We start from the raw sequence: 23,304 nt of genomic DNA, 5'->3' as shown, positions 1-23,304 counted from the left end.
CGACACGCAGTATTAGTGGCTACATTTCCGAATCGATTTCCGTCGTCTTCTCAGGTCGATCATGCAATCTCCGCCGAGAGCTACCGCAACTTCGGGCTAGGCCGCCGGTTGCCCGCCCATCCTGATGAGCCACTCCCGGGCGTCGTCGGGTAGCTTGCCGGCGGCTTCCGCTGCGCGGCACCACTTCTTGGCCGCGGCGAGAAAATTCATCGGGTTGTACGCGTCTTCCTCGCGTGACCACAGGTTGTCGCCGGCGTAGTGCAGGATCGTGATGTTCGCTGCGGCGTGCTCCGAACCGTCGCCGGGATCCTCCATCGGGTTGTCGATCTCGCAGATGACCCATCCGCGGTCCTCGTCGATCACGTACCAGTTCGCCGGGAACGCGGTCATCCGGCTTCCGGGGAAGGCGGACATGGTGCGCGTGACCCATTTCCGAATGGCCTCGCGGCCGTCGAAGTGGCCGAAGGCGTGCTCGACGTACGTGGCGTCCGCCGTGAAGAGGTCGGCGAAGCCGTTCCAGTTCCCGAGTTCGACGCAGCGGCTGACGGTTCGCTGATAGTGCGCGAAGGCCTCTTCGAGCTCGGCTCGACTCCACGGCATGTGTGCATCCCCTTCTCTCGTCCGGCGCCCCGAGTGTGGGCGCCTCGCAAAATAAGAACACGTTTCAGTTCTCGTGTGGGGCGTTTTCCGGTGGATGGGACGGCGTGAAACGCTCCTCGGGGCAACGCCGATTACCTGTTGTCACTCTCTTCACTCTGGACCCGGAGGTCCTCCCATGGAGCTGCTCGTCAATTTCGTGTACACCGTCGCCTCGTTCCTCTATACCGCGCTGTTCGTCAACGGATCCTGATCCCCGTCTGCGCGCCCTGGCGGAGACATTCGAACGCCGGCAGTGAATGTGGACACTACACATCATGTGTATGGTGCATAATAGTGCCTCGGGCAGAATGACGGTAACTACTGGAGGTGTCGGTGTCCGATCGTGACGAGGTGGCGGCAGATGTCGAGAACGAATTGACATTGCTGTCGCGCTACCACGCCCATGCGCAACGGGCGGGATTCCAACTCGACCGTTCCGCCTACCTCCTCCTCGGACGCCTGGAACTGGAACATCCCCTCAGCCTGAAACAGCTCGCCGAGGCATTCCGGCTCGACATCTCGACGATCAACCGGCAGATCGGCGCGCTACTGAAGCGCGGCCTCGTCGAACGCGTCCCAGACCCGGACGGGGGAATGGCCCGCAAGGTCGAGGCCACCGCGCTGGGGCTCGAACAGCTTCACGCCGACCGGGCGCTGGGCCGAAAAGGAGTCGAGCGCATCATCGCCGAGTGGAGTGACCACGACCGGGACGAGCTGCGCCGGTTGCTGACGAAGTTCAACGGCGAGATCGAGAAGTACGACGGCAACTCCTGGCCGCGCGCCGAACGGAAGTCCTGACCGGACCGCGTCAGGACTGGACGTGCGCCGTCGCGTCCCGGGCGAGGTCCGGTTCCTCGGCGATGATCGTGAGGTGAGGGTGTTCCGGCGGCGAGTCGTGCCACCCTTTCCATGCCATCAGGGACCACCGCGACAACCCGGACAGCGCAGACCCGAGGCTGGCGAACGAGGCGGTGCTCAGGGCCGAGCCGGCCGACCCGACCGACCCGATCGAGAGCACCGAGCCGACACTCCCGATGGACAGGATGGAGTAGGCGGAACCGATCGAGAGGATCGACCCCTCCGAACGGATCGACAATATGGAACGCCGGGCGTGTCGCGATCGCAGTGAGTGGTCTGGTGTGTGATGCGTCGAGGGCATTCCTCGGTCTACCACGGCGGTGCCGTCGGCGAACAGAGAAGCGGTGCAGACATGAGCGAAGGGCCCTCCGAAAGTCCGGAGGGCCCTTCGCTCGTCAGCTGTACGGAGTTACGCGACCTGGAACATGCCGACGGTGGGGAGGAAGCTGCACGTGATCGGCGCGGCACCCTCCTTCTGCGTGGTCAGTCCACCCGACACGACCGCGAGGACGCGGCCCGGGCCGGTGTCCGCGATCGCCGACAGGGTTGCCGGACCGTCGGGGTTGATCTTGGCCTCGTTGGTGAGGTTCTGGGTGGCGCGCCGCTGGTTGTCCAGGTTGATCCACGTCACAGTCAGTGGATTGGGCTGTTCGGCGGCAACGGAACTGGTTCCGAGGGCGGTGAACACGAAACCGGCCTGACCTGCCTTGGGTCCGGGCGGGGGCAGCTGGGCCGGACCGGGGACCGCGAGTGCGGTGCCCACGGAGTCGGCGCCCTCTCCGATGCAGCCCTTGCCGATGGTCGGGTAGAGGAACTGCGCAATGACGGGTGCGTTCTCCTGCGGGATCTCGGGACCGCCGCCGCCACTGCCGTCGAGGAACGTGATGACGCGCTCGAGGGTGGACTTGAGTTCCGGCGGGATGCCGGGGGACTCGAGAAGGATGCGGGCCTGGTCCAGGATCGCGTCCTGAGGTCCTGCGGCGATGTCTTCGGTACCTGCGGCTGCGCCGATGATCGCGGGTGCGAACGATGCGAGCATCTCCACGGGGATGCCTTCGGGCACGGGCGGCGGCGTCGGCTGCGCATTCGCCTGGGCCGGCACTGCCATAGCGGCTGCTGCGGCAACAGCGAGAGCAGTAACTGCTCTGCGCATACCTCGGGTTCGAAGCACAGTCTCCCCATCCTTGGTCATAACAGCGTGGACGACAACTCAATCCACGTCTGACGGCTCGGGGGGTCACTCTATGTACAGCGCCCCCGGGTTGTACAGCTCAACGAGTTCGTTCACCGATAGCTGCGGCATCCCGGTGGGAGTGTATGGCATACAGACCCCGACGGTGATCTTCCGGTGACCATAGCTTGTGGCACGTGTGGTTCGTGTGATTGGTGATGCAACTGTTACGCGCGGCTACGGACACCTCGGGGCCCGCGGACGCCGCCGTCTACGCTGTGCGGGATCGTTTCGGGATCGGCTGAGACATCTACACACCTCACGGGGAGAGCACCACACTGTGTCCGACCATGCAGCGTCCGACGACGGAGCAGCCTCCGACGACCCGTCATCCGAGCGTTCTCCCACGTCGTCCCGGGGAGCGTCCGCCCTGCACGGCCTGTTGCGGTGCGCGCCTGTGCTTCTCGTGCTGTCGGTGCTCGGGCGCATGGCGTGGACGCTGTTGAGTCCCAACGGGATGAACCTCGTCGACCTGCACGTCTACGTCGACGGTTCCGAGGCGCTCCGCGGCGGCAGTCTCTACGACTTCACCTATTCGGAAGTGACACCGGACTTTCCGCTGCCGTTCACCTACCCGCCGTTCGCCGCGCTGGTCTTCTTTCCCCTGCACTACCTGCCGTTCCCGCTGGTCGGGGTCGGCTGGCAACTGCTCACCATCCTCGCCCTGTACGCGCTGGCGCGAATGAGCCTCGGGCTCGTGCTCGGTGACGCCGCGCGCAGCCCGCACTGGCGGGCGGTCGCGGTGCTGTGGACCACGGTGGGGGTGTGGGTGGAACCGGTGCGCACCACGCTGGACTACGGCCAGATCAACGTGTTCCTCGCGCTGCTCGTGATGACCGCGGTCCGCAGCTCCCGGTGGTGGCTGTCCGGTGCGCTCGTCGGTTTCGCCGCCGGGATCAAACTGACCCCGGCGATCACCGGCCTCTACTTCCTGATGCAGCGCCGGTGGAAGGCCGCAGTCTTCTCGGGCGTCGCCTTCGCCGCGACCGTCGGAGTCAGTTACCTCCTGATCGGCTCGGAGGCGCGGGAGTACTTCACCCACCTGCTCGGTGACGCCGATCGCATCGGGCCGGTCGGCTCGGTGTGGAATCAGTCCCTGCGCGGCGCGTTGTCGCGGCTGCTCGGGTACGACGTCGAGACGGGCGCCCTCTGGCTGCTGTCCGTGGCGGTCACGGTGGTCCTCGCCGTCCTGGCCTGGCGCGCGATCGCCCGGGACGATCGGCTCGGCACCCTCGTCATCGTCGAGTTGCTGGGGCTGCTCGTCTCACCGATCTCGTGGTCACACCACTGGGTGTGGGTCATTCCGATGCTGATCTGGTTGCTGCACGGCCCCTACGGATCGATGCTGGGCACCCGGATCCTCGCCGGATACTGGCTCGTCACCACCCTGATCGGCGTGCCGTGGGTGCTCAGCTTCTTCCAGGACTCGATCTGGCTGATCTCCCGGCCCGCGGTACTCGCGTGGCTGGGCACGGTCGACGTCGTCGGCGCGTTCGGTGTCTACGCCTGGGTGGCCTACGCCGGGCGCCGCACGAAGCATGCCGCGGCGGCCGCCGCGGTCAGCCCGCCAGTGAGTCGATCTGCGCAGCAAGATCCAGATCCAGCTGCGTGAGCCCGCCGGCGGAATGCGTCGACAGCGTGTAGGTGACCTTGCGCCACCTGATGTCGATGTCCGGATGGTGGTTCGCTGTTTCCGCCGCCTCCGCGACCTTCCGGACCAGCTCGACGGCTTCGGGGAAACTCGGCGACTCGACGGTGCGGACGAGGGAATCACCCGCCCGCCGCCACCCGGGCAGTTCTGCGAGCGCGGTGTCGATCTCTCCGTCTGACAGCAACTCGGCCATACCCCATGATGGTGCGGTGCCAGTGGAACGTGCAAGGCCTGTCGACCACGCCGGCGAGGTGGTGGCGGCCGCGATCATCGTCGACGGCCGGCTGTTGCTCGCGCAACGGACGCGGCCCCCGGAACTCGCGGGACTGTGGGAGCTGCCCGGGGGCAAGGCGGAGGCGGGGGAGACCGCCGAGGATGCGCTGCGCCGCGAACTGCGGGAAGAACTCGGGGTCGAGGTGTCGGGCGGCGACCGGATCGGTGACGACGTGCCGCTGCCCGACGGCCGGGTGCTCCGCGCGTACCGGGTCGAACTGGTGTCGGGAACCCCCGTCGCGCTCGACCACGCGGAACTGCGGTGGGTGGACGGACGGGAACTGGGGGAGATCGAGCTCGTCGGCAACGACCGCGGGTGGGTGCCGGACCTGCGACTGCACCTGAACGGCTGGGGCTGACCTCAGGCCGCGCGGGCCTTCTTGAGCCCCTTCTTCAGTTCCTTCTTGGAAGCGCCCTCGTTCTCGAGCTTCTTCATGCGCATGATGACCACCGGGCACTTGATGCAGCGCGTCTTGCTGCGGCAGCACTTCTTCTTCGGCTTGAGACCCGAGACCTTGCCGGCCTTCACCTTGCCCATACTCGGCTCGGCCTTCCTACTACGGTGAACACCGGTATCGCCGGCTCCACCCAGGTTAGCGTCCCCTCAGCTTTCGGCCCCGACCCACACGCGCGACAGGCCGAATTCGACGTGGCGCAGATCACTTTACGCTGGTCGGGCACGCCCCGGGCAGCCGGCGATGCGCGAAGTAGGCGCTCGGGCGGGTAGTATTCACGTGGCCGCGATGCCTGCACTGGGCGATTTACCATCGCCTCGACGAGGATTCTGAATCGAGATGACAAGGCGGCCGCCAGAAAGCCGTGCGAGGGAACTTTCGCGTGGCCGAATCAACTCAGCCAGGAGAGCCACCGCGTGACCATCACCAGCTTCCGTAACGTTGCCATCGTCGCACACGTCGACCACGGCAAGACCACTCTCGTCGACGCCATGTTGCGCCAGTCGGGGGCATTCGAGGAGCGCGCCGAACTGGTCGATCGCGTCATGGACTCCGGCGACCTCGAACGCGAGAAGGGCATCACCATCCTCGCGAAGAACACCGCCGTCCACAAGCATCACGGCGACGGCAGTGTCACGGTCATCAACGTCATCGACACCCCCGGTCACGCCGACTTCGGTGGCGAGGTCGAGCGCGGCCTGTCCATGGTCGACGGTGTCGTCCTGCTCGTCGACGCGTCCGAGGGCCCGCTGCCGCAGACCCGCTTCGTGCTGCGCAAGGCGCTCGCCGCGTCGCTGCCCGTCATCCTCGTGGTCAACAAGACCGACCGTCCCGACGCCCGCATCGAAGAGGTCGTCTCCGAGAGCCACGACCTGCTGCTCGACCTGGCCTCCGACCTCGACGACGAGGCCGCGGAAGCCGCCGAGCTCGCCCTCGACCTCCCCGTCCTGTACGCCTCCGGCCGTGAGGGCAAGGCGTCCAAGGTTCAGCCCGAGAACGGTCACGCCCCGGACGCCGAGAACCTCGACGCCCTGTTCGACGTGCTCCTCAACTACGTGCCCGCGCCCAAGGGCAACGTCGACGCGCCGCTGCAGGCTCACGTCACCAACCTCGACGCCTCCGCGTTCCTCGGCCGCCTCGCGCTGGTCCGTATCCACAACGGCGAGCTGACCAAGGGCCAGACCGTCTCCTGGTGCCGCGAGGTGGACGGCGAGCCCGTCGTCACCAAGGCCAAGATCACCGAACTGCTCGCCACCAAGGGTGTCGAGCGTCAGCCCGCCGAGAAGGCCGTCGCCGGTGACATCGTCGCCGTCGCCGGTTTCCCCGACATCATGATCGGCGACACCCTCGCCGACCTGGAGAACCCGGTCCCGTTGCCGCGGATCACCGTCGACCAGCCCGCCATCTCGGTGACCATCGGCACCAACACCTCGCCGCTCGTCGGCCGCGTCAGCGGGCACAAGCTGACGGCCCGCATGGTGAAGTCGCGCCTCGACCAGGAACTCGTCGGCAACGTCTCGCTGAAGGTCCTCGACATCGGCCGCCCCGACGCCTGGGAGGTCCAGGGTCGTGGTGAGCTCGCGCTCGCCATCCTGGTCGAGCAGATGCGCCGCGAGGGCTTCGAGCTGACCGTCGGCAAGCCGCAGGTGGTCACCCGTCAGGTCGACGGCAAGGTCCACGAGCCCTTCGAGGAGCTCACCATCGACAGCCCCGAGGAGTACCTCGGCGCCATCACCCAGCTCCTCGCCAACCGCAAGGGCAAGATGGTGCAGATGGCCAACCACGGCGCGGGCTGGGTCCGGATGGAGTTCATCGTCCCGTCGCGCGGCCTGATCGGCTTCCGCACCGACTTCCTCACCGAGACCCGCGGCACCGGCATCGCCAACGCCGTCTTCCACGGTTACGCGCCGTGGGCCGGCGAGATCCGCGCCCGCCACACCGGCTCGCTCGTCTCGGACCGCACCGGTTCGGTCACCCCGTTCGCGATGATCCAGCTCGCCGATCGCGGAACCTTCTTCGTCGAGCCCGGCGCCGACACCTACGAGGGCATGGTCGTGGGCATCAACCCGCGCCAGGAGGACCTCGACATCAACGTCACCCGCGAGAAGAAGCTGACCAACATGCGTCAGTCCTCCGCCGACGTGATGGAGACCCTCGCCAAGCCCATCAAGCTGGAGCTCGAAGGCGCGATGGAGTTCTGCGCCGGCGACGAGTGCGTCGAGGTCACCCCGCAGGTCGTGCGTGTGCGCAAGGTGCACCTGTCGGCCACCGACCGTGCCCGTGAGCGTTCGCGCTCCAAGGCCCGTGACAAGGCGGCCCTGTAGTCGGCACGTCCGACCACGTCATACACAACCGGGCGGATGTACCTTCGGTCGATCGTCGGCCGAAGGTACATTCGCTCGTGGGTTTCCGGAGCCTTCCGGTATCTCTGAGGAAAGGCGGCGCGGTGGTTGCTGGGGGTGGACTCGCGAGAGGTCGAGGAGTTCGGGGCCGAAGGCGTGGGGCAGCGGTGACCGCGCTCCTGCTGGCAGTGACGACGACGGTACTCACGTCGTGCACCGCCGATCCGCCCCCACCGGTCGAGAGCACCGACAGTCCCAAGCCGACGGTGTCGCCGACCGAGAAGCAGCCCGTCGTCGTCGCGATCGACGACGTGGGCAGCGGATTCAACCCGCACCTGCTGTCGGACCAGTCGCCGGCGAACTCCGCGGTCAGCGCCCTCGTGCTGCCGAGCCCGTTCCGGCCGGTGCCCGACCCCGCCCGCCCGGGCGGCAGCAACTGGATTCCCGACTCCTCGCTCGTGATCTCCGCGGACGTCACGTCGCAGGAGCCGTTCACCGTCACGTACCAGCTGCGGAACGAGGCGCAGTGGTCCGACGGCGCGCCCATCGCCGCCGAGGACTTCCGCTACCTGTGGCAGCAGATGATCAGTGCCCCCGGCGTGGTCGACCCCGCAGGCTACGAAATGATCGAGGACGTCAGGTCGTCCGGTGGCGGCAAGACGGTCACCGTCGTGATGAAGGCCGCCTACCCGGCGTGGCGTGAACTCTTCACCGACCTGTTGCCGTCACATCTCATCAAGGATTCCCCGGGTGGCTTCGCGACCGGACTGTCCGAGAACATCCCGGTATCGGGCGGGCACTTCCACATCAAGTCGATCGACCGTGGCCGCGACGAGATCCTGCTCGAACGCAACGACCGGTTCTGGGACAAACCGGCGACCCCCGACCAGATCCTGATGCGCCGCGACGGCACCCCGTCGCAGCTCGCCGACTCGATGCGCAACAACGACACCCAGATCGTCCAGGTTCACGGGGGCACAGCCACATCCGCCCAGCTCGCGGCGATCCCCACGGTGCGGACGGGTTCGTCGTTCCAGCCGCGCGGACTCGACCTCACACTGAACGGCCGGGTTCCCGAACTCGCGGACGTCCGGGTGCGGAAGAGCCTTCTGCAGCTGCTGGACACCGAACTGCTCGCCGTCGTCGGGGCCGGCAGCGAGGCGGCGGCGGTCCCGGCGCGCTCACAGGTCTACGCCCCCTCCGATCCCGGTTACACCTCGACCGCACCCGCGCGGCCGAGTCGCGAACAGGTGCTGGCGCAGCTGGCCGAGTACGGATACATCGCCGAAACGCCCACGGACACCGTCGTTCCCGCAGGCACGGCGCCGTCGACCCGGCTCGTCCGCGACGGCATCCCGTTGACGCTCGTCATCGGGACACCCGAGGGTGACGACACCGCGGGCGCGGTCGCCAACACAGCCGCCGACCAGTTGCGCGGCGCCGGCGTCGACGCCACCGTGACGTCCCTGCCTGCCGAGGAGTTGTACGGGGAGTCGTTGAGCAAGGGCGACATCGGGGCAGTCGTGGGTTGGTCGCGCGCCGGGTCCGACCCGGCGACGGCGCTGGCCTCCCGTCACAGCTGTCCGCCCGCGGTGGTCGCGGCAACCCAGCAGCCGAACACCGAAACCACCGGCCCCGAACGTGATCCGGTCGCGGAGGCCGAGGCTCCGTCGAACCTGTCGGGAGTCTGCGACCCCACCCTTCAGCCGTCCATCGACGCCGCGCTGCGGGGGGTCGGTGATGTGCCGCAAGCTCTCGCCGACGCCGACCGCAAACTCTGGGATCTGGCCGCGGTGCTGCCGATCATGCAGGACCGCACGCTTGTCGCGGCGGGACCCGGCGTCGACGGGGTGTCACTGTCGGGCGCCGTGCAGGTCGGAATATTCAGTGACGCAGCGGGCTGGAGCAGGATCAAGGAATGAGTGAGCGGCGACTACTGCTGGTTCATGCCCATCCCGACGACGAGACCCTCACCACCGGCGGCACCATCGCGCGCTACGCCGCCGAGGGTGCCGACGTTCACGTCCTGACGTGCACGCTCGGCGAGGAAGGCGAGGTGATCGGCGCGGAGTGGGCGCAGCTGGTCGCCGACGCCGCCGATCAGCTCGGTGGCTTCCGAATCGGTGAGCTGACGTCCGCGCTGTCGTGTCTCGGTGCGGGAAGGCCGCGGTTCCTTCTGGGGGCGGGGCATTTCCGTGATTCCGGCATGGCCGGCACGGCGTCGGCGGCCGACCCGCGCGCTTTCGTCAACGCCGACCGCGACTCCGTGACCGCCGCGATGGTGGCGGTCATCCGGGAGCTGCGGCCGCACGTCGTGGTCACCTACGACCCGGACGGCGGGTACGGGCACCCCGACCACATCCAGGCGCACACGATCACCACCGCGGCCGTCGAGGCGGCGGGTTCGGCGCAGTACCCGGACTGCGGCGAAGCGTGGGAGGTCGCGAAGCTGTACTGGACGGTGACCGAGGCGAGCGCGCTGGAGTCGGGAATCTGCCGTATCGGCGACATCCCCGACGGCTGGCGGCTGCCGGAGCCCGGCGAATTGCCGAGCGTCCCGGACGCCGACGTGACGACGGTGATCGACGTGCGGGGCGCGCTCGACGCGAAGAGGGAAGCGCTGTCGGCGCACGCCACCCAGGTGACGGTGGCGCCGAGCGGCACCGAGTACGCGCTCTCCAACGACATCGCACAGCCGATTCTGGCGGAGGAGCATTTCGTGCTGGTCCGTGGCGCCGTCGGGGATCGGGACGCCGACGGCAGGGAACGGGACCTCTTCGGTGGCATCGGTCGCTGACCGCAGGTATCTGTGACCGGCGTTGCGTATTACACTGTGGCCCACGTCACGCAGCGACCCCGGTCGAGTCCGCGTGGCACCCGTCAGGAGAGGCGATAGATGTACAACTGGGATGTTCAGAACGCCATCGTCGCGTTCGTCGACACGCTTCGGCCTTCGTGGCCGGCCCAGCACGACCTGTACTACAGCGTGCTGTACGGATTCGCCGACATGCAGAGCCATTTGCTGACCCTGCTGGGCTACCCGCCCGTCGCCTGATCCACTATTGACACATGACCGTCGGCACCGCAGCGAAACCCGGGCACCTCGATGTTCTGGGGAGGGTCACCCTCGCGCTGCTGGTGTTCGACGGTTTTCTGTGTGCCGTCCTCTCGGTGCTCTTTCTGCCCACCTACCTCGGGGCCACACCGTTTCCGATCAGCATCCTCGCCGCCGCGGTCGCCAACCTGGCGCTGGTGATCGCTGCCCGGTCGACGACCGGCCGGGTGAGGACGGGGGTGCTGCCGCTCGTGGGGTGGGGGTTCGGTTTCCTGCTCTGCATGTTCGGCGGTCCGGGCGGCGATGTGCTCATGCTCGCGTCCGTCTGGACGCTCCTGCTGCTGTTCGGCTCCCTTGTCCCGGCGGCGGTCTACCTGTGGAAAGTCAGCGCGAAGGCGGCCTTCGGATCTGTTTCGCCGACGGAGGGCGAGGGTACGCGGTAGCGACCAGCAGTCTGCTGAAGGAGCACCGCGATGACAGATCAGAACTTCACGACCGACGACGCCGGCATCCCCGTATCGAGTGACGAGCACTCGCTCACCATCGGGACGGACGGGCCGATCCTCCTCCAGGATCACTATCTGATCGAGAAGATGGCCCAGTTCAACCGCGAACGGGTAGCGGAGCGTCAACCGCACGCCAAGGGGGGCGGGGCGTTCGGACGGTTCGAAGTCACCGAAGATGTCTCCGCCTACACGAAAGCCGATCTCTTCCAGCCCGGCAAGAAGACGGACATGCTGATCAGGTTCTCGTCCGTGGCCGGTGAGCGCGGCAGCCCGGACACGTGGCGCGACCCACGCGGGTTCGCCGTCAAGTTCTACACCGACCAGGGCAACTACGACATGGTCGGGAACAACACGCCCGTCTTCTTCATGCGCGACCCGATGAAGTTTCAGGACTTCATCCGTTCGCAGAAGCGGCGTGCCGACAACAACCTCCGCGACCACGACATGCAATGGGACTTCTGGACGTTGTCTCCGGAGTCGGCGCACCAGGTCACGTGGCTCATGGGCGACCGCGGCATCCCACGCACCTGGCGGCACATGAACGGGTACTCGAGCCACACGTACATGTGGGTGAATGCCGCGGGCGACAAGTTCTGGGTGAAGTACCACTTCAAGACCGACCAGGGCATCGAGTTCTTCACGCAGCACGAGGGCGACCAGATGGCGTCCATGGACACCGATTACCACATGCGAGACCTGTGGGAGCACATCGAGGGCGGCGAGTACCCGAGCTGGACCTTGAACATGCAGATCATGCCGTTCAAGGACGCCGACGGCTACCGGTTCAACCCGTTCGACCTCACCAAGGTGTGGCCGCACAGCGACTACCCGCTGATCCCCGTCGGCAGGATGACGCTCGACCGCAACCCCACGGACTACCACTGTGAGATCGAGCAGGCCGCGTTCGAGCCCAGCAACCTGGTCCCCGGCATCGGCCCGAGCCCGGACAAGATGCTCATCGGCCGGCTGTTCTCCTACCCGGACGCCCACCGCTACCGGATCGGAGCCAACTACAAGGAGTTGCCCGTCAACAGGCCGCACGTCCCCGTCCGCTCGTACTCGAAGGACGGCAACATGCGCCACCACAACCCCGGGGATCCGGTTTACGTGCCGAATTCCAAGGGTGGCCCGCACGCCGACCCGTCGCAGGTGGGGGAGACCGCCACCTGGTACAGCGCCGGCGACATGGTGCGCTCGCCGTACGCGCTCCACAAGGAGGACGACGACTGGGGTCAGGCCGGGACGATGGTCCGTGAAGTGCTCGACGACGCGGCCCGGGACCGCCTGGTGGACAACATCGTCGGGCATCTGCTGAACGGTGTCAGCGAACCGGTTCTGGCGAAGGCGTTCGAGTACTGGCGGAACGTCGACAAGGCCCTCGGCGATCGGATCGCCGACGGGGTCGGGAAGAAGCAGTCGGAGGCCGACCCCAAGGCGGGCGAACAGGCCAATGCGGCGCGCAGCAGCGCGCAGGCGAAGGCTTAGCTCTCGAACGCCACCGGGTGCCGAGGCTGGTACAGCGTCATCTCGCCCGCGCCGGGAATCTTCAGGGACGTGGTGAGGCCGTACCCGTCGTCGCGGATTCCTCGGGTGAACTCGGCACCCTTCGCTTCGAGTTCCGCGACGGTCGACTCGATGTCGTCGCACATCAGCGAGATCTCGTGATGCGGCCGAGTCGACCACGGCTCACCGCCCCGATCGTCCGAGGTGGGGTGCACACCCATCTCGGACGGTCCGGTGCGGAAGATCAACCACCCGCCGCCGGCATCGACGTGTGACCAGCCGAGCACGTCGCGGAAGAAGTCGCGGGCGGACTCGGCGTCGTCGGCATAGACCAGTGTGTGCACAGCAGTGATCATGTGGGCAGCTTAGTGCGATTCGTCCGTCACACTGGGAGAATGTCGAACGACGAACTTTCCGGACTGACCATCGCCGTCACCGCCGAACGCCGGGCCGCCGAGTTCATCACGCTCCTCGAACGGCACGGGGCCGCCATCGTCCACACACCGGCCATCCACGTGCTGCCGCTCGTCGACGACACCGATCTGCGATCCCGCACCGCCGACATCATCGCGTCGCCGCCGGACCTCCTCGTCGTCAGCACCGCCGTCGGATTCCGGGGATGGCTGGACGCGGCGCGGGCCTGGGACGAGGAGGACGCACTGCTCGCCGCCCTGCAGTCGGCACGGATCATCACCCGCGGTCCCAAGGCGAAGGGCGCGGTCCGCGGCGTCGGCTTACGCGAGGAGTGGTCGCCGGAGACGGAATCCTCCGAGGAGGTGCACGAACACCTCGTCGCCGAGGGGGTGCGCGGTCTGCGTGTCGCGGTCCAGTTGCACGGCACCATCACCGAATGGGAACCGATGACCGACCTGAGCGTCTCCCTCGCCGGCGCCGGGGCCGAGACGACGGCCGTATCGGTGTACCGGTGGATCAGACCCGAGAATCAGCAGCCGCTGCTGACGCTGCTCGATCAGATCATTCGAGCCGACGTCGACGCCGTCACCTTCACCAGCGCACCCGCCGTGTCGTCTCTCCTCAGCACCGCGAAGGACACCGACCGCGTCGAGGCCCTCCTGCACGCGTTCCACGGTCCGGTCGCGCCCGTCTGCGTCGGCTCGGTGACGGCCTCGCCCCTCACCGCCCTCGGCGTCGACACCATGCAACCCGCCCGCCCCCGGCTCGGCAGCATGGCCAAATACATCATCGAGGAACTCCCCAGGCGGCGGCACGCGGGGTGAACGGCACTTTCGGCGCCTCAGATCGGTCGGATGTACCGTTCGCCCGGGGTCACTCGATCAGCCCGGCCGCGTGCGCGGCGTCGGACAGCACCGACTCGAGCATGGCGGGGGTGAGGCGGCCGGTGAAGGTGTTCTGCTGGCTGACGTGGTAGCACCCGAACAGGTGCAGGGGACGTTCGGTACCGGGGAGTTCGACGTGCGCGCCGTGCCCGAACTTGGGTCGCGGCCGGGGGACGGCCCAGCCGGCGTCGTCGAGGACGGGGAGCAGCGACTGCCAGCCGAATCCGCCGAGCACGATCACCGACCGAAGGTGGGGTTGCAGAATGCGCAGTTCGGCGTCGAGCCAGTGGCGGCAGTGGTCGCGTTCGTCCGGGGTGGGTTTGTTCGCTGGCGGCGCGCAGTGCACCGGGGACGTGATGCGAACGCCGGACAGTTCGAGGCCGTCGCCGATGTGGGTGGCGGTGGGCTGGCTCGCGAGACCCACGGCGTGGAGTGCGGCGTAGAGGAAGTCGCCGCTGCGGTCGCCGGTGAACATGCGCCCGGTGCGGTTCGCGCCGTGGGCGGCGGGGGCGAGACCGACGATCAGCAGGGGTGCATCGGGTGGACCGAACCCGGGAACCGGACGCCCCCAATAGGTTTCGTCTCGGAACGATGCACGCTTCTCGCGTGCGACCCTTTCCCGCCACTCGACGAGGCGGGGGCAGGCTCGGCATTCGATCAGCTGGGCGTCGAGACCGGCGATGTCGGTCAGCGCCGCGCCCACACGTCACCTCCGCCGGGTGTCACCGACTCGACGAGCGACCACGCCTGGTCGGCAGGCAGATCGATCACCAGGTATTTTCCGATGCCCGCGGGGGTGGCGGCGATGACGGTCGCCACCCCGGCCCGCCGTTGGAAGAACGTCTGACGGACGGTCCACCCGATGATCCCGTCGGCTTCGAGGCTGTCCCGGGCGCGGTCGAGGGAGCCGCTGCGGGTGATCAGCCACCCGGGCAGCACCGCATGGCCGAGGCCGCGGTACCGATCCCACGCCAGCATCACGCCGCCGACGGCGAGCGCGACGATCGCGGCCCACGCGGCCCAGAACACGGACCGATCGACGATCACGAAGACCAGGGCGACGGCGAGCGCGATCTCGGCGGGGATCAGGGCCCGCGTGTAGCGCCGCCGCTGGGCGACCGGCCCGTGCGGGGTGAGCGGGGCCGCGGCCTGACGGTGGTCGCCGATGACGGTGGCCATCACCCGCTCCGCTTCCGTACGCGGCGCCTGGGGGAGCAGCAGTGACGACTCCCGTCTCTCGGCGCTGACGCCGGTCATGACGGCATCCAGTCGGGCGCCGCCTGCGAGCCGGAGGAGGAGCGGTTCCTTGAGGGTCGTACCGCGCAGACGGGCGCGGTCCAGGGTGGTCTGGCGGGTCTTCAGCAGGCCGTGGCTGACGTGCAGGGTGCGGCCGTTGTCCGTCAGTGTCATGTTGCCGTACGTCAGGAGGTACCGGATGCAGGCCAGGGCGCTGGCGGCGATCAGGAGGACGACGATCCCGACGACGACGGCGATGGCGATGCCGACGCGCTCGGCGGTTTCGATGCCCTCGGCCACCGTCGACGAGCGGGCGATCTTCGCGCCGATTCCGTACTGGAACGCGAGACCGACGATCGCCGCGATGGTCACCACGCCGGTCGCCGAGAACGGGGCGTAGCGCACCCAGGCCGGTGTCCAGTGGCCGATCTCGGTGACCGCGGGCTCCTGCGTGACCGCGGGCTGCTCGATGTCGTGGGAGGGCTGGCGGGCGAGGAGTGCGGCCCGCAGGTCGGGAACCAGCCCGGTGGAGAGGGCGTTGAGTTCGAACTTCGCCGCGTCGGGTTTGGAACCCACCTGCTGGCCGGTGCCGATGCGCACGATCGACAGCCCGAGCAGGCGATGCAGAACCCCCGCCTCGACATCGACGGACCGGATGCGGTTGCGCGGTACCGACAGCAGGCGTTTGCGGAACAGGCCCTGCCGCAGTTGCACGTGGACCGGGCCGATGCGGTAGCTCGTCGTGAACCAGCGCGAGATGCCGAACACCACGAACACGACGATGGCGACGAGACTCCAGACGTGATTGCCGCTCTGGGTGCCGATCACCAGCGAAATCAGCAACACGGGCAGAAGTTTGACGATCTCGTCGACCGGGTGGACGAGCAGCATCCGGCGGTCCAGACGCAACCAGGGCTGCTCTTCCTCGGCGGCGACCGCGGCCTCGCCGTGCGCGATGGGGGGAGCGATTCCCGGTTCCGGTGCCGCACTCATGTGGCGTCACCGACATTGGTGCCCGCGATCTCGGTGAGCTGCGCGACGGTGCGGTCGGCGGTGTCCTGATCGAGGGCGGAGATCTTGACGGCACCGGCGGACGACGCCGTCGTGACGGTGACGGTCGCCAGCCCGAGCATGCGGTCGATGGGTCCGCGTTCGGTATCGACGGTCTGGATGCGCGAGATGGGCGCGATGCGTCGTTCCTGGGTGAACCAGCCGCTGCGGGTGTAAACCGCGGTGTCGCTGATCTCCCAGCGGTGCACCCGGTACCGCCAGAGCGGGACGACGGCGACGTGGAGGATCGCGAGAACGACGGTGATCGCGAGGACCGTGACGTGCACCCACACGGGCCACCAGTGGAAGACGAGAGCGACCGCTTGCACAACGAAGAGCGGAAGCCAGAGTAGGGCGGCGTTGATCGCCCACAGTTGCTTGGCCTTGGGGCTGGGCCGCCACAGCGGGTCCGCCATCGTGACGGTGGTGGGCACACTCATGCCCCTACTTTGGCCGTGCCCCGGCATTCTGTCGAGAACCGACCTATCGTGGGAGAACCCCCCGAAGTGAAAGGAGCGCAGACATGACGTCATTCGATGCGGCCGATTCTCCGGAGGTTCCCGAGGCAGACCGGCTGGAGCAAGAACTCGCCGTGGACGACGACGCGTCCGACGAGGTCGCAGAAGTGTCGTCGCTGGAGGTGAACGAGGCGGACGTGGCCGAACAGAGCAGGGCGGTTCCGGTCGACGAGGACTACCCCCGCGGATAGCGATTCGCACGGCTTGCGGGAGTCTGGGTGGCAGTGGTCGTCGTCGATGGCGCATGATCGCTGGGTGACCCATTCAGGTGAAGAATCCGGCCGGCCCACGATGCTTCCAATGCCCGGTGTTCCGGCACCAGCTCCGTCCGGCGCGTCTGCGCAGGAAGTGGCCCCCTCCGCCTCCGCGATGCGGCGGGTGTTGCGGCGTGCCCGCGACGGCGCCACTCTGAACGTGGACGAGGCGTCGGTCCTGCTGCAGGCCCGCGGCGAGGATCTGGCGGATTTGTGTTCGTCGGCGGCGAAGGTCCGCGACGCCGGGTTGCTGGCGGCGGGCAGACCCAAGGCTGTCACGTACTCGCGCAAGGTGTTCATCCCGCTGACCCGGTTGTGCCGGGACAAGTGCCACTACTGCACGTTCGTCACCGTGCCGGGTAAGTTGCGGGCCGAGGGGCGCGGGGCGTATCTGGAGCCGGACGAGGTGCTGGAGATCGCCCGGCAGGGCGCCGAATTGGGCTGCAAGGAAGCCCTCTTCACCCTCGGTGACCGCCCCGAGGATCGGTGGCCGGAGGCCAAGCAGTGGCTGGACGAGCGGGGCTACGACTCGACGCTCGACTACCTGCGGGCGATGTCGATCCGGGTCCTCGAGGAGACCGGACTACTGCCGCACCTGAACCCGGGCGTGATGAGCTGGGAGGAGATCTCCCGCCTCAAGCCGGTGGCCCCGTCGATGGGCATGATGCTCGAGACCACGTCCACCCGGTTGTTCACCGACAAGGGCGAGTGCCACTACGGCAGCCCGGACAAGGATCCGGCGGTGCGGTTGCGCACGCTCACCGACGCCGGCCGGCTGAGTGTGCCGTTCACGACGGGCATTCTGGTGGGCATCGGCGAGACCGTCCGGGAACGGGCCGAGTCGATCATGGCGATCCGTAAGTCGCACAAGGCGTTCGGGCATGTTCAGGAAGTGATCGTGCAGAACTTCCTCGCCAAGCCGGACACCGCGATGCGCGATACCCCGGATGCGGGTCTCGAGGAGTTCACCGCGACCATCGCGGTGTCCCGGTTGCTGCTGGGCCCGGGGATGCGGATCCAGTCGCCGCCCAACCTGGTCTCGAACACCGAATGCGCGGCGCTGCTGGGTGCGGGTGTCGACGACTGGGGCGGCGTGTCGCCGTTGACCCCGGACCACGTGAACCCGGAGCGGCCGTGGCCGAACCTGGACACCCTGGCCCAGATCACGGCGGAGGCCGGGTTCGAGCTCACCGAGCGCACGGCGGCGCAACCGCAGTATGTGCTGGCCGGCTCGCCGTGGATCGATCCGCGGATCACCGGGCATGTGCAGGCCCTCGCGGACCCGCACACCGGACTGGCGAAGCTCGATACGAAACCGGTCGGGTTGCCGTGGCAGGAGCCGGACGAGTCGTGGGAGTCGACGGGCCGGGTGGATCTGCACACCGAGATCGACACCGACGGCCGCAACACCGAGACCCGCAGCGACCTGGGCAGCGCGTTCGGGGACTGGGAGACCGTCCGCGAGCAGGTGCTGGAGTTGAGCGGCCCGGTGCGGGTGGACACGGACGTCCTCGCGGCGCTGCGCAGCGCGGAACGCGATCCGGCGGGCTGCACCGACGACGAATACCTGGCGTTGGCGACGGCCGAGGGGCCGGGGCTCGAGGCGGTGGTGGCGTTGGCGGATGCGCTGCGCAAGGACGCCGTCGGCGACGAGGTGACGTATGTGGTGAACCGGAACATCAACTTCACCAACATCTGCTACACCGGGTGCCGGTTCTGCGCGTTCGCGCAGCGCAAGGGCGACGCGGACGCGTTCACCCTGTCCACCGGCGAGGTCGCGGACCGGGCCTGGGAGGCGCACGTCGCGGGCGCGACGGAGGTCTGCATGCAGGGCGGTATTGACCCGGAGCTCCCGGTCACCGGGTACGCCGATCTGGTGCGCGCGGTGAAGGCGCGGGTGCCGTCGATGCACGTGCACGCGTTCTCCCCGATGGAGATCGTCAACGGCGCCTCCCGCGGCGGGCAGAGCATCCGCGACTGGTTGACGGAACTGCGTGAGGCGGGTCTGGACACCATTCCCGGCACGGCCGCGGAAATCCTCGACGACGAGGTGCGCTGGGTGCTGACCAAGGGCAAGCTGCCCACCGCCACCTGGATCGAGGTGGTGACCACGGCGCACGAGGTGGGTCTGCGGTCGAGTTCGACGATGATGTACGGCCACGTCGACAACCCGAAGCACTGGGTCGGGCATCTGCGGGTGCTGTCCGGAATCCAGGACCGGACCGGCGGCTTCACCGAGTTCGTTCCGTTGCCGTTCGTGCATCAGAGCGCGCCGCTGTATCTGGCGGGCGCGTCGCGTCCGGGCCCGACCAATCGGGACAACCGGGCCGTCCACGCCCTGGCCCGGATCATGCTGCACGGGCGGATCCCGAACATCCAGACCAGCTGGGTCAAGCTGGGTGTCACCGGTACCCAGGTGATGTTGCAGGGCGGCGCCAACGACCTCGGCGGCACGTTGATGGAGGAGACCATCTCCCGGATGGCGGGATCCGAGCACGGATCCGAGAAGACCGTCGAGGAACTGCGGGCCATCGCCGAGGAAATCGGCCGCCCGGCCCGCGAGCGCACCACCACACACGCACGACGGGACGCCGCGGCGTGAGCGAGACGGATCGGCTGGGCGACGACAAGGTCGTCGGCATCCTGGATCGTGCCGCGCGGGGCATCAACCCCGTGCTCGATCTGGCCCTCACGGATCCGTTCGGCATCAAGAGCCGGACGTTCACCCCGACCGCGGAGGACCGGGGCGCCGCGGAGGCGCTGCTCGACGGTATCGCCTGGGTTCTCGACACCGTGCAGTTCCCGGGGACGGCGTCGTGGGAGAAGGCGAGCGACGACGAGCGGGCGCGGTGGTGGGTGACCCGGATCGGTGCGTCGAACACGATCGTGGTCGCGTTCCCGGGCATGTTCGGTGTGCTTCTCAACCGGTTCCCGATCCAGGACGTGCTCGGGTTCGCGAATCAGGCCGTCGTTCTCGTCGCCGTCGCCCGGGAACACGGCGTGACGAACCGGTCCGACCAGGTGGACCTGCTGGCGGCCGTGCTCTGCCGGCGTGAGACGGACGCGGTGCTCGCCGACACGGCGCGAACCGATTCCGCGGACGGTGAGTCGTTGTGGCGCCCGTTCGCGCTGATCGGCGCGCTGTGGCGCACCGCCCGCACGGTGCGCGCGCTCAGTGACGAACTCGACAAGCGTCCTGGGCCGGGCTCGACCTACTCGCTGCTGGGCAACATCCCGGTGGTCGGTGTGGTGGCCGGGTATCTCGGCGAACGGGGCGCGCTGGTGAGAGCCGCGAAACAGGGCGAGCAGTGGATCGCGTCCCGGGCGCCGTTGCCCGCGGCGGTACGCCGGGTCAGGTAACCCTCACCGCAGAGAGGTCCGCCGGGCAGGCGATAATAGTGTCTTCCGCGGGGTACAAGCGGCCCGTACCCCGTGCTTACTCGTGTCAGAAAGGCAGGGAGAGCGGCAGTGCCCTACACGATTGCTGAACCGTGCGTGGATGTGTTGGACAAGGCGTGTATCGAGGAATGCCCTGTCGACTGCATCTACGAGGGCGGGCGGATGCTGTACATCCATCCGGACGAATGTGTGGACTGCGGCGCCTGTGAACCCGTCTGCCCCGTCGAAGCCATCTTCTACGAAGACGACGTCCCGGAACAGTGGAACGGCTACATCGCCGCGAATGTCGACTTCTTCGACGACCTCGGTTCTCCCGGCGGCGCGGCGAAGCTGGGCAAGGTCGACTACGACCCGCCGTTCGTCAAGGCTCTGCCCCCCATGGGCGAGGACTAGATGTGCCTCGTATCCCGGTAGCCACAGCACTTCCCGACTTTCCGTGGGACTCGCTCGAGTCGGCGAAGGCGAAAGCCTTCGCCCACCCGGGTGGCATCGTCAACCTGTCGGTGGGAACTCCGGTCGATCCGGTCGCCCCGATCATCCAGGACGCGCTGACCGCGGTCGCCGCGGTTCCGGGATATCCGACGACGCACGGCACCGAGGAACTGCGGAACGCCGCGGTGGAGGCGTTGCGTCGCCGCTACGGCATCACCGGCATCGATCCGGCTGCGGTGCTGCCCGCGATCGGCACGAAGGAGCTCATCGCCTGGCTGCCACGCCTTCTCGGGCTCGGCGCAGACGACCTCGTGGTCATTCCGGAGCTGGCGTACCCGACCTACGAGGTCGGCGCGCTCCTCGCCGGTGCGCGGGTGATCCGGGCCGACGGTCTCAACCGGCTCGGCCCGGAGGGCGCGTCGCTGATCTTCGTGAACTCGCCGTCCAACCCCACCGGCAAGGTGCTCGGTCTCGAGCATCTGCGCAAGGTGGTCGACTGGGCGCGCCGCCGGGGCGCCATCGTGGCGTCCGACGAGTGCTACCTGGGGTTGAGCTGGGAAGGCGAAGCCCTCTCGATCCTCGACGAGCGGGTGAACGACGGTGATCTCACCGGGCTCCTCGCGGTGCACTCGCTGTCGAAGACGTCCAACCTCGCGAGTTACCGCGCAGGCTTCGTCACCGGTGACCCGGCGTTGGTGGCCGAACTTCTCGAGGTCCGCAAGCATGCGGGCATGATGGTGCCGTTGCCGATCCAGTCGGCGATGACCGCCGCGCTCAGCGACGACGACCACGAGAACGAGCAGCGTGAGCGGTACCGCCGTCGCCGCGAGATCCTTCTCGCAGCGGTGCGCGGCGCCGGATTCACCGTCGACAACTCCGAAGCCGGGCTGTACCTGTGGGCGACCCGCGGCGAAGCCTGCCGGGACACCGTCGAGTGGTTCGCCGAGCGTGGCATTCTCGTGGCACCAGGGGAGTTCTACGGTCCCGGCGGCGGCACCCACGTGCGCATCGCCCTCACGGCCAGTGACGAACGAATCGCGGCCGCGGCCGAACGACTGGTCTGACCCGAGTCTGCCCGGACAGAGCGGTCACGGTGAAAGTATTGGGCCGTGACCCTCGACGACGTCGCCGACGAACTGTACGGCCTCGACCCCGGTGAGTTCGTCGAGGCCCGCACCGCGCAGGTGACCGCGGCGAGGGAGGACAAGGACCGCGCACTGGCGACCGCGATCGGGAAGCTGCGGAAGCCGACGGTCGTCGGCTGGCTCGTCAACCTGCTCGCCCGCGAGCTGCCCGACGAGGTCGGCGCGCTCCTCGCCCTCGGGGACGCCCTCCGTGACGCGCAGCGACACCTGTCCGGCCCGGACCTTCGGCGGCTGAACACCCAACGGCAGCAGGTGGTGCGCGCGTTGGCGCGCAAGGCCGGTGAACTCGCCGCCGAGCGAGGTCGGACGGTCGGGGAGGACGCGCTGCGGGATGTCGGTCAGACGCTGCACGCCGCACTCGCCGACGCCGCGACCGCCGAGCAGGTGCGGCGCGGCCGGGTGGTGACGGCGGCGAGCTACAGCGGTTTCGGTCCGGCCGGACTCGCCGTCGTCCAGGGAAAGACCGCGAAGACCCCGAAGTCCGAACCCGCCATCACGCCCCCGGCCGAGAAGTCGAAGAAGAAGTCGGTGGAGCGCGACCGCGACGCCGAACGCGCGGCGGCCGAGGCCGAACTGGCGGGCGCCACGTCCCAGGCCGATGAGGTCCGCGGCGAACTGAACGACGCGAGAACGGAACTGGAGCAGGCGCGGTCGACGCTGACGGAGATCGACCACCGGATCGAGGAACTGCGCGCCGAACTCGAACACGCCGAGCAGGAGCGGCAGTTCACCCGGAACGCGGAGAAGGCGTCGGCGGAGGCGGTGCACCGGGGTGAACGAGACCTCGACGCGGCGGAGCGGCGCGTCGAGGAAGCCCGGCGCGCAGTCGACGATCTCGGCTGAGGCCGTCCCGGAACCTTGACCTGCAGCGCGCTTCAGGTTCTAGCCTGATCTCATGTCCTTCACACAGCAGGAACTCGACTACCTGGCGTCACAACGCCTGGGCCGGCTCGCGACGGTTCAGCCGAATGGCACGTTGCAGGTCAGTCCCGTCGGTTTCCACTACAACGCCGGCACGTCCACGATCGACATCCAGGGCTACAACATGGCGGCGAGCCGCAAGTTCCGCAACGTCGCCGACAACGGGAAGGTGGCGTTCGTCGTGGACGACGTGCCGTCCGTCGACCCGTGGCGGGTGCGCTGCGTCGAAATCCGCGGGCGCGCCGAGGCCCTCGTCGCCGAGGCCGCCGAGGCGAACGATCTCGGTGGACCGACCATTCGCATTCACCCCGAACGGATCATCAGCTTCGGTCTCGGCGCCACCGACCAGGACGTCCATCAACTCGTGTCGAACGCACGCGACGTCTAGATGATTGATTCCTTGAACGGATCAGTGGTCGTAGGCGATCAATGATCGCTTGGCGGTGGCGCCGATGTTCCAGTTGTGCCAGATGCCGGCGGCCATCGCCAGCACACGCTGGGCGACGCGGGCGAACACCCCGTGCGTGGTACGGCCACC

26 protein-coding genes and 1 pseudogene are annotated in these 23,304 nt (G+C 68.0%); 17 read left to right on the top strand and 10 right to left on the bottom strand.

Going from position 1 to position 23,304, the window contains the following annotated elements:
* Positions 1–96: 96 nt before the first annotated feature.
* A complete protein-coding gene (locus tag ACFWAY_RS47925; RefSeq protein WP_378515657.1) occupies positions 97–600 on the bottom strand; it encodes a nuclear transport factor 2 family protein in 504 nt (167 codons plus the stop codon).
* Positions 601–966: 366 nt separating this feature from the next.
* Between ACFWAY_RS47925 and ACFWAY_RS47920 the strand changes: the two genes are divergently transcribed.
* A complete protein-coding gene (locus tag ACFWAY_RS47920; RefSeq protein WP_378451592.1) occupies positions 967–1,437 on the top strand; it encodes a MarR family winged helix-turn-helix transcriptional regulator in 471 nt (156 codons plus the stop codon).
* 10 nt (positions 1,438–1,447) lie between these two features.
* On the opposite strand, the gene ACFWAY_RS47915 is transcribed toward ACFWAY_RS47920, so the two are convergent.
* Together ACFWAY_RS47915 and ACFWAY_RS47910 are read right to left on the bottom strand one after the other, a co-directional pair.
* Positions 1,448–1,798, bottom strand: a complete 351-nt coding sequence (locus tag ACFWAY_RS47915; protein WP_378451591.1) for a hypothetical protein — start codon at positions 1,796–1,798, stop codon at positions 1,448–1,450.
* Between the two features lie 108 nt (positions 1,799–1,906).
* Positions 1,907–2,689, bottom strand: coding sequence for a hypothetical protein (locus tag ACFWAY_RS47910; protein WP_179443150.1), 783 nt, complete (start codon positions 2,687–2,689; stop codon positions 1,907–1,909).
* A gap of 319 nt (positions 2,690–3,008) precedes the next feature.
* On the opposite strand from ACFWAY_RS47910, the gene ACFWAY_RS47905 reads away from it, so the two are divergent.
* Complete coding sequence (locus ACFWAY_RS47905) at positions 3,009–4,340, top strand: mannosyltransferase (protein WP_378451589.1); 1,332 nt, start codon at positions 3,009–3,011, stop codon at positions 4,338–4,340.
* Here the strand turns inward: ACFWAY_RS47905 and ACFWAY_RS47900 are convergent.
* Positions 4,288–4,572: a 4a-hydroxytetrahydrobiopterin dehydratase gene (locus tag ACFWAY_RS47900; protein WP_378451588.1), complete on the bottom strand. Its 285-nt coding sequence runs from the start codon at positions 4,570–4,572 to the stop codon at positions 4,288–4,290. The genes ACFWAY_RS47905 and ACFWAY_RS47900 overlap by 53 nt on opposite strands.
* A 58-nt stretch (positions 4,573–4,630) precedes the next feature.
* Here ACFWAY_RS47900 and ACFWAY_RS47895 point away from each other — a divergent pair, with 58 nt between their 5' ends.
* The gene (locus ACFWAY_RS47895; RefSeq protein ID WP_378451730.1) at positions 4,631–5,011 is read left to right on the top strand and encodes a (deoxy)nucleoside triphosphate pyrophosphohydrolase; all 381 of its coding nucleotides are present in this window, start codon (positions 4,631–4,633) and stop codon (positions 5,009–5,011) included.
* A gap of 2 nt (positions 5,012–5,013) precedes the next feature.
* Here ACFWAY_RS47895 and ACFWAY_RS47890 read toward each other — a convergent pair whose 3' ends face one another.
* Positions 5,014–5,190, bottom strand: coding sequence for a hypothetical protein (locus ACFWAY_RS47890; RefSeq protein WP_005239152.1), 177 nt, complete (start codon positions 5,188–5,190; stop codon positions 5,014–5,016).
* A gap of 333 nt (positions 5,191–5,523) precedes the next feature.
* Here ACFWAY_RS47890 and typA point away from each other — a divergent pair, with 333 nt between their 5' ends.
* The 6 genes from typA (at position 5,524) to ACFWAY_RS47860 (ending at position 12,495) form a co-directional block, all read left to right on the top strand.
* Positions 5,524–7,431, top strand: a complete 1,908-nt coding sequence (gene typA / locus ACFWAY_RS47885; protein WP_141473751.1) for a translational GTPase TypA — start codon at positions 5,524–5,526, stop codon at positions 7,429–7,431.
* Positions 7,432–7,553: 122 nt separating this feature from the next.
* Positions 7,554–9,371, top strand: coding sequence for an ABC transporter family substrate-binding protein (locus ACFWAY_RS47880; protein WP_378515656.1), 1,818 nt, complete (start codon positions 7,554–7,556; stop codon positions 9,369–9,371).
* Positions 9,368–10,246: an N-acetyl-1-D-myo-inositol-2-amino-2-deoxy-alpha-D-glucopyranoside deacetylase gene (gene mshB / locus ACFWAY_RS47875; protein WP_378515655.1), complete on the top strand. Its 879-nt coding sequence runs from the start codon at positions 9,368–9,370 to the stop codon at positions 10,244–10,246. The genes ACFWAY_RS47880 and mshB overlap by 4 nt, the downstream gene beginning before the upstream one ends.
* 99 nt (positions 10,247–10,345) lie before the next feature.
* Positions 10,346–10,504: a hypothetical protein gene (locus tag ACFWAY_RS47870; RefSeq protein ID WP_005239161.1), complete on the top strand. Its 159-nt coding sequence runs from the start codon at positions 10,346–10,348 to the stop codon at positions 10,502–10,504.
* A gap of 14 nt (positions 10,505–10,518) precedes the next feature.
* Positions 10,519–10,947, top strand: coding sequence for a hypothetical protein (locus ACFWAY_RS47865; protein WP_378515653.1), 429 nt, complete (start codon positions 10,519–10,521; stop codon positions 10,945–10,947).
* Positions 10,948–10,977: 30 nt separating this feature from the next.
* Positions 10,978–12,495, top strand: coding sequence for a catalase (locus ACFWAY_RS47860; RefSeq protein ID WP_378451583.1), 1,518 nt, complete (start codon positions 10,978–10,980; stop codon positions 12,493–12,495).
* On the opposite strand, the gene ACFWAY_RS47855 is transcribed toward ACFWAY_RS47860, so the two are convergent.
* The gene (locus ACFWAY_RS47855) at positions 12,492–12,869 is read right to left on the bottom strand and encodes a VOC family protein (RefSeq protein ID WP_378451582.1); all 378 of its coding nucleotides are present in this window, start codon (positions 12,867–12,869) and stop codon (positions 12,492–12,494) included. The genes ACFWAY_RS47860 and ACFWAY_RS47855 overlap by 4 nt on opposite strands.
* 39 nt (positions 12,870–12,908) lie before the next feature.
* Here ACFWAY_RS47855 and ACFWAY_RS47850 point away from each other — a divergent pair, with 39 nt between their 5' ends.
* A complete protein-coding gene (locus tag ACFWAY_RS47850; protein ID WP_378515651.1) occupies positions 12,909–13,751 on the top strand; it encodes a uroporphyrinogen-III synthase in 843 nt (280 codons plus the stop codon).
* A 49-nt stretch (positions 13,752–13,800) separates the two neighbouring features.
* On the opposite strand, the gene ACFWAY_RS47845 is transcribed toward ACFWAY_RS47850, so the two are convergent.
* From ACFWAY_RS47845 to ACFWAY_RS47835, 3 genes are read right to left on the bottom strand one after another with little or no spacing between them, the layout of a single operon-like run.
* Positions 13,801–14,514: a uracil-DNA glycosylase gene (locus ACFWAY_RS47845; protein WP_378451580.1), complete on the bottom strand. Its 714-nt coding sequence runs from the start codon at positions 14,512–14,514 to the stop codon at positions 13,801–13,803.
* Entirely contained in the window at positions 14,499–16,040 is a 1,542-nt protein-coding gene (locus tag ACFWAY_RS47840; RefSeq protein ID WP_378515649.1) for a PH domain-containing protein, read from the bottom strand. Before ACFWAY_RS47840 ends, ACFWAY_RS47845 begins: the two co-directional genes overlap by 16 nt.
* Positions 16,037–16,537 carry a PH domain-containing protein gene (locus ACFWAY_RS47835; RefSeq protein ID WP_378515647.1) on the bottom strand — a complete coding sequence of 167 codons (501 nt, stop codon included), beginning with the start codon at positions 16,535–16,537 and terminating at the stop codon, positions 16,037–16,039. Before ACFWAY_RS47835 ends, ACFWAY_RS47840 begins: the two co-directional genes overlap by 4 nt.
* Before the next feature lie 83 nt (positions 16,538–16,620).
* On the opposite strand from ACFWAY_RS47835, the gene ACFWAY_RS47830 reads away from it, so the two are divergent.
* From ACFWAY_RS47830 to ACFWAY_RS47800, 7 genes are all read left to right on the top strand, one after another.
* Positions 16,621–16,806 carry a hypothetical protein gene (locus tag ACFWAY_RS47830; RefSeq protein ID WP_378515645.1) on the top strand — a complete coding sequence of 62 codons (186 nt, stop codon included), beginning with the start codon at positions 16,621–16,623 and terminating at the stop codon, positions 16,804–16,806.
* A gap of 46 nt (positions 16,807–16,852) precedes the next feature.
* Positions 16,853–19,471 carry a bifunctional FO biosynthesis protein CofGH gene (locus ACFWAY_RS47825; protein ID WP_378515643.1) on the top strand — a complete coding sequence of 873 codons (2,619 nt, stop codon included), beginning with the start codon at positions 16,853–16,855 and terminating at the stop codon, positions 19,469–19,471.
* Positions 19,468–20,229: a hypothetical protein gene (locus ACFWAY_RS47820; RefSeq protein ID WP_378515641.1), complete on the top strand. Its 762-nt coding sequence runs from the start codon at positions 19,468–19,470 to the stop codon at positions 20,227–20,229. Before ACFWAY_RS47825 ends, ACFWAY_RS47820 begins: the two co-directional genes overlap by 4 nt.
* Before the next feature lie 108 nt (positions 20,230–20,337).
* A complete protein-coding gene (gene fdxA, locus ACFWAY_RS47815; protein ID WP_005239185.1) occupies positions 20,338–20,661 on the top strand; it encodes a ferredoxin in 324 nt (107 codons plus the stop codon).
* Between the two features lie 2 nt (positions 20,662–20,663).
* Positions 20,664–21,764: a succinyldiaminopimelate transaminase gene (gene dapC, locus ACFWAY_RS47810; RefSeq protein ID WP_378515640.1), complete on the top strand. Its 1,101-nt coding sequence runs from the start codon at positions 20,664–20,666 to the stop codon at positions 21,762–21,764.
* 45 nt (positions 21,765–21,809) lie between these two features.
* The gene (locus tag ACFWAY_RS47805) at positions 21,810–22,688 is read left to right on the top strand and encodes a hypothetical protein (protein ID WP_378515638.1); all 879 of its coding nucleotides are present in this window, start codon (positions 21,810–21,812) and stop codon (positions 22,686–22,688) included.
* 52 nt (positions 22,689–22,740) lie between these two features.
* Positions 22,741–23,154, top strand: coding sequence for a PPOX class F420-dependent oxidoreductase (locus ACFWAY_RS47800; RefSeq protein ID WP_378515636.1), 414 nt, complete (start codon positions 22,741–22,743; stop codon positions 23,152–23,154).
* 21 nt (positions 23,155–23,175) lie between these two features.
* Here the strand turns inward: ACFWAY_RS47800 and ACFWAY_RS47795 are convergent.
* Positions 23,176–23,304 (bottom strand): annotated as a pseudogene (locus tag ACFWAY_RS47795) (IS982 family transposase); the annotation flags it as partial.

Source organism: Rhodococcus sp. NPDC059968, from assembly GCF_042738615.1.
Taxonomy (GTDB): domain Bacteria; phylum Actinomycetota; class Actinomycetes; order Mycobacteriales; family Mycobacteriaceae; genus Rhodococcus_F.
Note: the sequence above shows the minus strand (reverse complement) of the source record. Positions and strands in the feature narration are given on the sequence as shown.